Annotated in this window: 10 protein-coding genes and 1 riboswitch; of the genes, 9 read left to right on the top strand and 1 reads right to left on the bottom strand. The window is 41.8% G+C overall.

Annotated elements, in window-relative coordinates; genetic code table 11:
• Window positions 1-823, bottom strand: an 823-nt coding sequence (locus E7204_RS04525; protein ID WP_295182025.1) for an NFACT family protein, incomplete at its 3' end; no start/stop codon positions are given.
• A gap of 164 nt (window positions 824-987) precedes the next feature.
• On the opposite strand from E7204_RS04525, the gene E7204_RS04520 reads away from it, so the two are divergent.
• The 9 genes from E7204_RS04520 to E7204_RS04480 all read left to right on the top strand — a co-directional run.
• A complete protein-coding gene (locus E7204_RS04520) occupies window positions 988-1,869 on the top strand; it encodes a YicC/YloC family endoribonuclease (protein ID WP_295182022.1) in 882 nt (293 codons plus the stop codon).
• A 25-nt stretch (window positions 1,870-1,894) separates the two neighbouring features.
• A complete protein-coding gene (gene remA, locus E7204_RS04515; protein WP_006556813.1) occupies window positions 1,895-2,161 on the top strand; it encodes an extracellular matrix/biofilm regulator RemA in 267 nt (88 codons plus the stop codon).
• Between the two features lie 8 nt (window positions 2,162-2,169).
• On the top strand, window positions 2,170-2,796 hold the full coding sequence (gmk, locus tag E7204_RS04510) for a guanylate kinase (RefSeq protein WP_021841788.1): 627 nt from the start codon (window positions 2,170-2,172) through the stop codon (window positions 2,794-2,796).
• A gap of 6 nt (window positions 2,797-2,802) precedes the next feature.
• A complete protein-coding gene (gene rpoZ / locus E7204_RS04505; protein ID WP_127058152.1) occupies window positions 2,803-3,015 on the top strand; it encodes a DNA-directed RNA polymerase subunit omega in 213 nt (70 codons plus the stop codon).
• Between the two features lie 29 nt (window positions 3,016-3,044).
• Window positions 3,045-4,226, top strand: a complete 1,182-nt coding sequence (gene coaBC / locus E7204_RS04500) for a bifunctional phosphopantothenoylcysteine decarboxylase/phosphopantothenate--cysteine ligase CoaBC (RefSeq protein WP_295182013.1) — start codon at window positions 3,045-3,047, stop codon at window positions 4,224-4,226.
• A gap of 59 nt (window positions 4,227-4,285) precedes the next feature.
• Window positions 4,286-4,384, top strand: a riboswitch (SAM riboswitch).
• 54 nt (window positions 4,385-4,438) lie between these two features.
• Window positions 4,439-5,629: a methionine adenosyltransferase gene (gene metK / locus E7204_RS04495; RefSeq protein ID WP_021841791.1), complete on the top strand. Its 1,191-nt coding sequence runs from the start codon at window positions 4,439-4,441 to the stop codon at window positions 5,627-5,629.
• A 387-nt stretch (window positions 5,630-6,016) separates the two neighbouring features.
• Window positions 6,017-7,645: a malolactic enzyme gene (locus E7204_RS04490; protein ID WP_295182011.1), complete on the top strand. Its 1,629-nt coding sequence runs from the start codon at window positions 6,017-6,019 to the stop codon at window positions 7,643-7,645.
• A 238-nt stretch (window positions 7,646-7,883) separates the two neighbouring features.
• The gene (gene priA / locus E7204_RS04485; RefSeq protein ID WP_295182008.1) at window positions 7,884-10,064 is read left to right on the top strand and encodes a primosomal protein N'; all 2,181 of its coding nucleotides are present in this window, start codon (window positions 7,884-7,886) and stop codon (window positions 10,062-10,064) included.
• Between the two features lie 11 nt (window positions 10,065-10,075).
• Window positions 10,076-10,282 (top strand): peptide deformylase (locus tag E7204_RS04480; RefSeq protein ID WP_295182005.1); only part of this gene is annotated, 207 nt, incomplete at its 3' end.

The raw sequence follows: 10,282 nt of genomic DNA, 5'->3' as shown, positions 1-10,282 counted from the left end.
GACCGCCTTGCGCCAATAAATAGGTAAGGGGCACAGGGCTGTAAAACTTTTTATGGTTCGCATTTTCGTATTCATATAATTGCTTGGCATCATTAATAGCCTCTTTTAAATTGATGAGAGCCGCTGCAAGAGACGTAATTTGTTCCGCAGTGAGTGATGTGAACTCCGTTTTTTCGGTTACACCGGCTTCATAACATACCTCTTTTAATAGAGCCGGACCGAAACCGTTAAAAATACGACGAATTGTTTCGGCTACGGTGCCTTGACCGAAGTTGTGAAGTAATTCGCCGATTTCTTCGTTGCTGAACTCAAAAAGGCTGCCCCGTTCGCTGTTCGGCGGTAACTCATAAGTGAGTTTAGGCGCGATGGAACGTTCACGGTTCATGAGCGGTGTAACGTGAATGAGTGCTTCCAGAATCTGGCCGTCTTGAACGAAAATACAGTTGGAATATTTACCCATTAGTTCAATGTAAATTCGATTCGAAATAAGGGATCCGTCAAGAGCCAGCTTGTCTGCATTGATGCGCAGAATTCGGTCACCGTTCAATTGTTTGATTGCCGTAATACGAGCGCCTTCCAAATGTTTGCGTAAAAACATACAAAGCGCAGTCGGTTCTTTCGGTAAATCCGTAATGCCGTGGCTGAGATAACAAGCCGGTAAATTGCCGGCCGTAATAACCAGGTCTTTATTACCCTGGTGAGTATTAACTTTTAAAACAATTGTGGTTTTATCTATTTGTAATAGCCGCTGGATTTGACCGGTCACTAATTGATCGGAAAGTTCTTTGGTCAAAACGGCTAAGGTTAAGCCATCTAAATTCATAAATTGCTCCTTTACTAAACATACTTATTATTTAAGTATATCACACTTATGACCTATTTGAACGCTTTACCCTATAGGCCTAACATGTTAAAATGTAAACAATAAGAAAATAATCTAAAAATAAGGAAAATTGACGAAAATTAAAGGAAAGGACCTATTTTATTATGAACAGCATGACGGGCTTCGGTCGTGGTATAGCCGCAGATGAGGCATTACAGATTACGGTTGAAATAAAAACGGTTAATTCAAGGTTTTTGGATCTGCATATTAATATGCCATCCATGTTGAATTTTTTTGAAAATGAGCTGCGCCGTCAGATTAAAAGTGTATTGCAACGCGGCAAAGTGGAAGTCAATATTTCGCTACGCAATACACGGGATCGGGAAAAAGTTTTTACCGTGAACGAATCATTGGCATTGCAGATTCGCGAGTTTTTGGTTAAAAACGGTTTTGCTCAAGATATTAAGAAAGTGGCCTTGCGAGATATGATGACCGTATCTCAGGATTGGCTTCTTTTAGAAGATGTTCCTTTTGAAGAATCGAAGCTTCAAGAAACGGCTTTAAAGGCATTAGGTGATGCTCTCACCGGCGTAATAAATATGCGGGCTGCCGAAGGGGAACATTTAGCAAAAGAAATCGAAAGTCGTATTACCAAACTGGAAGATGTGTTAAAAGCCGTAGATGCCAACAAAACAGCAGCTGTAAAGAAATATGAAACACGTTTGCAACAACGCATTGAAGCAACCTTGTCTAAAACTGATTTAGATATCAACATGGATAGATTTTTGCAGGAAGTAGCCATTATGAGTGACAAAACAGATATTACAGAAGAAATTGTACGTTTTGGCTCACATGTGGTACAATTAAAAGACACACTCAAAGAGAATCAACCGATTGGCCGTAAATTAGATTTCTTGTTACAGGAAATGAATCGTGAAGTAAATACGATGGGATCAAAAGGATCTGATTTAGAAATTACTGACCGCGTTGTAGTATTGAAATGTGAATTAGAGAAGATTAGAGAGCAAATTCAAAACATAGAGTAGGTAGTAGAGTAAGGAGTCACTAAGTATGAATACAAAACTTTTAAACATCGGGTTTGGTAATATGGTTTCAGCAAATCGCCTCATTGCGATTATCAGTCCTGAATCGGCTCCTATTAAGCGAATGATTCAAGATGCTCGCGAAAAGAGCGTACTCGTTGATGCTACATATGGTCGTAAGACTCGTGCCGTTCTCGTTATGGACAGCGGTCAAATCGTTTTATCCGCTATCCAACCGGAAACCGTAGCACATCGTATTGTACAGGCTACACCGTCTGAAACAACGGAAGCGTAGGTGTTATTATGTCGGATAGAGGAATCTTAATTGTTTTATCCGGCCCTTCGGGTGCGGGTAAAGGCACAATTTGTGCGGCCCTTCGCCAGCAAATGCCTAATCTTGTATATTCCGTATCGATGACAACTCGTGCACCCCGTGTCGGTGAAGAAGAAGGGGTTAGCTACTTTTTTAGAGATAAAGAAGAGTTTCAGCGTTTAATTAAAGAAGATGCATTTCTTGAATATGCACAGGTGTACGACAATTTTTACGGTACGCCAAAACAACATGTAATGGACTTGTTGTCAGAAGGTAAGAGCGTTATTTTGGAAATTGATATTCAAGGTGCTATGCAAGTTAAAGAGCGCTTTAGCGAAGCCGTTTTTATTTATATCGTACCGCCGTCTTTAGATATTTTGTCGAATCGTTTGCGCGATCGTGGGACGGATGCGGCCGATGTCATTGACAAGCGATTGTCGAAAGCCAGTTCGGAACTTGCGTTGGCTCATCGCTATGACTATATCGTAGTAAATGATGTGTTGCCCGATGCGGTTGAAAAAGTTGCGTCTATTTTACGAGCTGAAGCTTGCAAAATTAAACGAAATAAAGAAAAAATCCAGTACATTTATAAACAGTATGGCGGGAAAAAGGAGTAATGCGTTATGATGGTAAAACCTTTATTAAAAGACTTGGAAAAACATGTAGACAGTAAATACACTTTGGTTACTTTGGCAGCGAAACGTGCTCGTGAGCTTACCGATGGTGACCATGCTTTAGTATCCGGTCTCGACACAGATAAACCGGTATCGGTAGCATTACATGAAATTGCGGAAGATAAAATCGGTTTTACACGTACCAAAGACGGTATTAAATAATTAAATTTTAATTCCAACAGGGGCAGAGGATGAAAAATAAACACATAATTGTAGGCGTATCGGGCGGTATTGCTGCCTATAAAGCTGTAGAGGTGGTTAGCCGCTTACGTAAATTGGGAGCGGAAGTTAAAGTCGTTATGACAGAAAACGCCACCAAGTTTGTATCACCTATGACTTTCGGCGAAATCAGCGGCCATCCGGTGGCTGTTAAAATGTTTGAAGATGTACATGATTGGAATGTGGAGCATATTTCATTAGCTCGATGGGCTGATGCCTATTTAGTGGCACCGGCTACGGCTAATGTGCTTGGCAAAATGGCAGCCGGAATTGCTGATGATATGTTGACTACGCAGCTATTGGCTACCGAAGCGCCTATTTTCTTATGTCCGGCGATGAATACTAATATGTATGAAAACCCGATTACACAGCGTAATATGAATACCTTACGGGAGTTGGGGATGCATATTTTGGAAGCCGACAGCGGTCACTTGGCTTGCGGTATAGTCGGCAAGGGCCGTTTACCGGAACCGGCTAAAATTGTGGAATGGTTGTCCTTCCATATGATGAAAAGTGATTTACTGGAAGGTAAAACTGTTATTGTTACGGCCGGCGGTACGCAGGAAGCTATCGATCCGGTTCGCTATATCGGCAATCGTTCCAGCGGCAAAATGGGTTACGCTGTGGCTGAACAAGCAGCTTTGGCCGGGGCTCGTACGATTTTAATATCAGCACCGAGCGCGTTGCCGGTGCCATATGGCGTGGAATTTGTGCCTGTTGACTCAGCTCGCGATATGGAAGAAGCCGTTAACAGTCGTTATGAAAACTGTGATGCCGTAATTATGGCGGCAGCTGTAGCGGATTTCCGCGTGGAGAACATGGCAGATACCAAAATCAAGAAAATGGATACCTTAGAGCTTAAACTCGTTAAGAATCCGGATATCTTGAAAGGTCTAGGTGCGAATAAAACTCATCAAAAACTTATCGGCTTTGCAGCGGAAACACAAAATGTCATCGAGTACGGCAAATCAAAGGTACTTAACAAAAATCTTGATATGCTCGTAGCTAATGATGTAAGCAAACAAAATGCAGGCTTTAACGTTGATACCAATGAAGTTACTTTTATTTATCCGGGTGGTCAAATTATGCAATTACCACTTATGACAAAAAGTGATGTCGCTAAGCGAATTATTTCAGCCTTGGCAGAATTGTAATTCCATAGTATAATGAATCAGTGATATAAACTATCACAATTAAATTAATAGTAATTTTTGTCTCATCAAGAGTAGTGGAGGGAAAGGCCCTGTGAAGCTACAGCAACCATTCATGTGAAAAGGTGCTAAGTCCGACGGTATATGCCGAAAGATGGGGTTCTATTCCTCATCGCTTGGCTGATGAGGAATTTTTTTATGGAGGTAAAGGGTAAATGGCTGAAAAACATGTATTTTTCACATCTGAATCCGTAACGGAAGGTCATCCTGATAAAATCGCTGACCAAATTTCAGACGCCGTACTTGATGCGATTATTGCGCAAGATCCAACGGCACATGTAGCATGTGAAACACTTGTAACAACAGGTCAAGTTCATGTAGTGGGTGAAATTTCCACTAACTGTTATGTAGATATTAATCATATTGTTCGTGAAACGATTCGCGAAATCGGGTATACTCGTGCTAAATACGGTTTTGACTGCGATACTTGCGGCGTTAATGTAGCTATTGACGAACAATCTGCCGATATCGCTATGGGTGTAGACGATGCGTTGGAAACCCGTGAAGGCGGCGCAGATAAATTTGATAAAATCGGTGCCGGCGACCAAGGGATGATGTTTGGTTATGCAACTAACGAAACCGAAGAATTCATGCCAATGCCTATTGCTCTTGCACATCGCTTATCCCGTCAATTGACTAAAGTTCGTAAAGACGGTACTTTGCCTTACCTTCGTCCGGACGGTAAAACTCAGGTAACTGTTGAATACGTTGACGGCGTGCCTAAACGTATTGAAACCATCGTAATTTCCACGCAGCACGGTCCTGAAGTATCCCGTGAACAAATCGAAGCAGACCTTAAAGAATTGGTTATTAAACCGGTATTACCGGAAGGTTTTGTTGATGAAAACACTAAATTCTTCATCAACCCAACCGGTCGTTTTGTAATCGGCGGCCCGCAAGGCGACGCCGGCTTAACAGGTCGTAAGATTATCGTTGATACTTACGGCGGTATGGCTCGTCACGGCGGTGGTGCATTCTCCGGTAAGGATCCTACAAAAGTTGACCGCAGTGCGGCCTATGCAGCTCGTTATGTAGCTAAAAACATCGTAGCAGCCGGTCTTGCCGATAAATGTGAAATTCAGATTGCTTATGCTATCGGCGTAGCTAAACCTGTATCCATCATGGTAGAAACTTTCGGTACAGGTAAAATCTCCGAACAGCAAATCGGCGAACTCGTTAAGAAACATTTTGACCTTCGTCCGGCCGGCATTATTGAAATGCTTGATTTGCTCCGCCCAATCTATCATCAGACGGCAGCTTACGGTCACTTCGGTCGTACCGATGTTGATTTGCCTTGGGAACACACTGATAAAGCTGATGTTCTTCGCAAAGAAGCTGGTTTATAATTAAATAATCTGAAATTAAACAGACTGCTTTAAATGGCTTACATTTTAACAAGCTGGTTTTAATTTCAAATCTATAGAGCAGAGACTGTATCTTCGATATGGTCTCTGTTTTTTGTTGAAAGATATTATTACTTACTCCGGTTGAGATATATTATTACTTACCATGCCGGATTTTTTTATTCAATTTGTGAAATTATTTTCTTTATTGAAAAAATGTTTGACCATGACAGTAATACTTATTGTATAATTAAAGAAGAAAAGTTTAAATATATCGATATAGCATGTTTTGATACTGAATTAGTTTATCAATTATCGGCGTTCATAATCCCCTGATAACGTATGTAATTTTTGTTTTTGAATTATCGGTAATTCAGAAGGAGGATTTATATGAAAAATGCATATGATATTATTAATGACCCTTTTTTAAATAAGGGAACGGCATTCACTGCTGAAGAACGTGAACTGTTTAAGTTAAAGGGTATGATTCCCGACAAAATTCAGACCATTGAAGAGCAGGCAGATCAGGCATATAAAGCTATGTCTATGAAAACTAACGATGTGGATAAACGCCATTTCCTAATGAAGGTGTTTAGCCATAACCGTACCTTGTTCTACTATTTGTTCAGTCAGCATGTTGAAGAGTTTTTGCCGATTGTGTATGACCCATGTATTGCCGATACGATTCGTAATTACAGCGAATATTATACAACGCCGCAGAATTCTGCCTTTTTATCGATTGATAACCCGGAAAATATGGAAGCCGCTTTAAAAAATGCTGCCTATGGCCGTGATATTAATTTAATTGTCGTAACCGATGCGGAAGCTATTTTGGGTATCGGTGACTGGGGCCTTAACGGGGTTGCCATTTCCATCGGTAAATTGATGGTGTATACGGCGGCCGCCGGTTTAGACCCACAGCGCGTATTACCGGTTGTGCTCGATGTGGGTACCAATCGTCAAGAACTTTTGGATGATCCGTTATATTTGGGCAATAAACATAAACGTGTGAGCGGTGAACCGTACTATAAATTTGTAGATCAATTCGTAGAAACTGTTGAAAAATTATTCCCTAATTTATATCTTCATTTTGAAGACTTCGGTCGTGATAATGTAGCCAATATTTTAAATGCGTATAAAGATAAATACCCTGTTTTTAACGATGATATTGAAGGAACCGGTATTATTTCCTTAGCCGGTATTTTAGGTGGTTTAAAAATTTCCGGTGAAGAATTAAAAGACCAAGTGTATATGTGCTTCGGTGCCGGTACGGCCGGTTGCGGTATTGCTAATCGCGTTTTACAAGAATATGTGGACCAAGGCGTACCGAGTGAAGAGGCTATCAAGAAATTCTACTTGGTAGATAAACAGGGTCTTTTATTCGACGATATGGATGATTTAACACCGGAACAAAAACCGTTTGCCCGTAAACGCAGTGAATTGGAAGCTAATGACTATGTTAAAGCGTATTTAGGCGGCGATACGAAGAAATTAACGACCCTTGAAGACTGCGTTAAAGCCATTCATCCGACAATTTTGGTAGGCACTTCCACTAAGAGCGGTGCCTTTACGGAAGCAATTGTAAAAGAAATGGCAGCTCATACGGCACGTCCTATTATCTTCCCGTTAAGTAATCCTACTGAACTGGCTGAAGCAACGGCGGAACAGCTCATTACTTGGACGGATGGCAAAGCCTTGGTAGCAACGGGGATTCCGGCTAAACCGGTTTCTTATAATGGTGTTACGTATGACATTGGTCAGGCCAATAATGCTTTGATTTATCCGGGCCTTGGACTTGGTGCTATTGCGGCTGGAGCTAAACTTTTGACAGACCAAATGATATCCAAAGCGGCGCATTCCTTGGGCGGTATCATTGATGTGACGAAACCGGGGCGGCTACGATTCCACCGGTATCAAAACTTACGGAATTCTCCGAAACGATTGCCATTGCTGTTGCCGAAGAAGCAGTCGCTCAGAATTTGGCGAAAATTACTAAAGAGGAAGTACCAAAAACAGTGAAGTCCATTAAATGGATCCCTGAATATAAGGATTTGACGAAAGAATAATTAAATAATTGCCTGAAAAAGGCAAAGTAAATTCCCTCTGCGAGCCACTTATTCATTAACGAAGTTCGGGGAGGGAATTTTTTAGAGTCCATACTCAAAATACGCATTATTTGTATTCGAATTGACCTGTCTATTATTTAAAAATATCGAAAAAAATGGTATAATAAAAAATACTGCAAAGGAGGGATAGCATGCGTGTAGCAGAGGTTATTATCAATCGACCGGCTAAAAAAATGAATAGTCCGTTCAGCTATGCCGTGCCGGAACATTTAGGCACGATTATGCCGGGTACACGTGTAGCTGTCCCTTTGGGGCGTACTCGTGAAGAAGGAATTCTTATCGGCTATCGTGAGCTGGAAGAAATACCGTCGTATCAAATTAAACCTATCCAAGCAGTATTGGATAAGGAACCATGGTTTACGCCGGAAATGCTGGCTACGGCGAAGCGCTTAAGTGAGTATTATCTTTGTGCGTTGTCCGAAGCTCTCAGTTTATTTACAATCGATAAAAAGCAATTAAAAAGCTATGGACGCCCAAAGGAACAATGGTTACTGGTTGAACCTTGGTTTAAGCCGGAACATATTCCGCCGAAGCGAAAACGTCAAAGGGAACTTGGCTTTTATTTACAGGAGTTGGGTACCGCATCAGTTCATAGTCTACAAAAAGACGGATTTACTTTACCCGTTATAAAACAGGTTATGACCTATGAAGGCATTACCGTAGAAGAACGATACAGTAAGACAAAGACGAAGTTTGATGCCCGTCAAGCCAAGGATTTACCATTAACGGACGAACAATTACGCTGCTATGAGCCCATTCAAAAAGCGGTGCTGGCAAGTGAAGCTGGTACATTCTTGCTTCATGGCGTAACGGGCAGCGGTAAAACGCAGATTTATATGAAGGCTGCTAAGGATTGTTTGACTAAAGATAAAATTGCCATCGTGTTAGTGCCGGAAATTATGCTGACCAATCAGATTGTAAAGCGTTTCGTGGATACTTTCGGCGACGAAGTAGTTGTTTTTCACAGTAAGCTTACCATCAGCGAACGGTATAATAATTGGGAGCGCTTACGACGTAAGGACAGCCATATTATTATCGGTGCCAGGTCCGCCGTGTTTGCTCCCACTGATGATATCGGTTTAATCATCGTGGACGAAGAACATGATACTTCGTACAAGCAGGAAGACATGGTGCGTTACCATGCACGCATGGTAGCCCGTTGGCGTGCCGAAGCTAATAGTTGTCCCCTCATTTTGGGGTCCGCCACGCCATCGATTGAATCGTACTACTTGGCAAAACAGGGACAATATACCTTACTGGAATTGAAACATCGAATTTTTCATCAGCCCTTGCCTAAAGTACAGATTATTGACATGAAGGAAGAAATGGTTTACGGTAATTATTCTGTTTTTTCCGGTGCTATGAGTCATTTAATTCGCCAGACCTTAGCCAATAAAGAGCAAATGATTATCCTTTTAAATCGTCGCGGTTTTAGTACTTTTGTCATGTGTCGCGATTGCGGTGAACCCATCAAATGTCCTCACTGCGATATTGCCATGGTGTACCATCGTGAAGGTGAAGAATTGCGTTGTCATTACTGTGAACATCATGAACCGGTACCTACGGTTTGTCCTCATTGCGGCAGTCAGAAGATAAAATTCTTCGGCTCCGGTACGCAGAAGGTGGAAGAGGAATTGCAGCGCAATTTCCGCGGTGCCCGTATAGCGCGGCTCGATCAAGATGTGACAGCCAAAAAAGGCAATGGCGAACAGATTCTAAACGATTTTGGTGAAGGACGTTATGATATTTTGCTGGGCACGCAAATGGTGGCCAAAGGGCATGATTTTAAAGGGGTAACCGCAGTGGGGGTTTTAACGGCCGATTCGGTACTGAATATTCCTTTATACAGCGCATCGGAACGGACGTTTGACTTACTTACGCAGGTAGCGGGACGAGCCGGGCGCAGTACCGGTAAAGGTCAAGTTGTAATTCAGACCTATAATCCTTTACATTATGCTATAATAAAGAGTAAGGCTCATGACTATGTGGGTTTTTACGAAGAAGAAATAAAAGCTCGTGAATTACTGGGGTATCCGCCATTAGGTTCTATGATGCATTTTCGCATTCAACATAAAGAGGAAGCGAAAGCCATGGACATAGCGGAGCGTATAGTAGCGGCGCTGGAACCGTTTGCCGTACCGGGGGGACTGGATGTGATGGGACCCTATCAGGAAGGCATAAAAAAGGTGCGCGATTTATATCGCGTAGCGATTATGGTGCGGGGTAATCATTTAGAGAAAATAAAAGAATATATATATACATCGTGGATTTTTACACAAGAGGGACTGCAAATTGACGTGGATCCCGTTTAATAGGAGGCAATATGGTATTAGAAATTATTAAAGCAGGTCATCCTGTCTTAAAACAGGTAGCAGAGCCTGTAGATTTTGTAAATAAAAAAATGCGCCAGCTCTTAGATGATATGGCGGAAACTATGCGTGTGTCCGACGGTGTCGGTTTGGCGGCACCACAGGTTAATGTGTCGAAACGTATTATCGTAGTTGATGACGGTACGGGCTTGCAGGAATTC

Origin of the sequence: Veillonella sp. (assembly GCF_015058545.1) — a bacterium.
Classification (GTDB): Bacteria; Bacillota; Negativicutes; order Veillonellales; family Veillonellaceae; genus Veillonella_A.
Note: the sequence above shows the minus strand (reverse complement) of the source record. Positions and strands in the feature narration are given on the sequence as shown.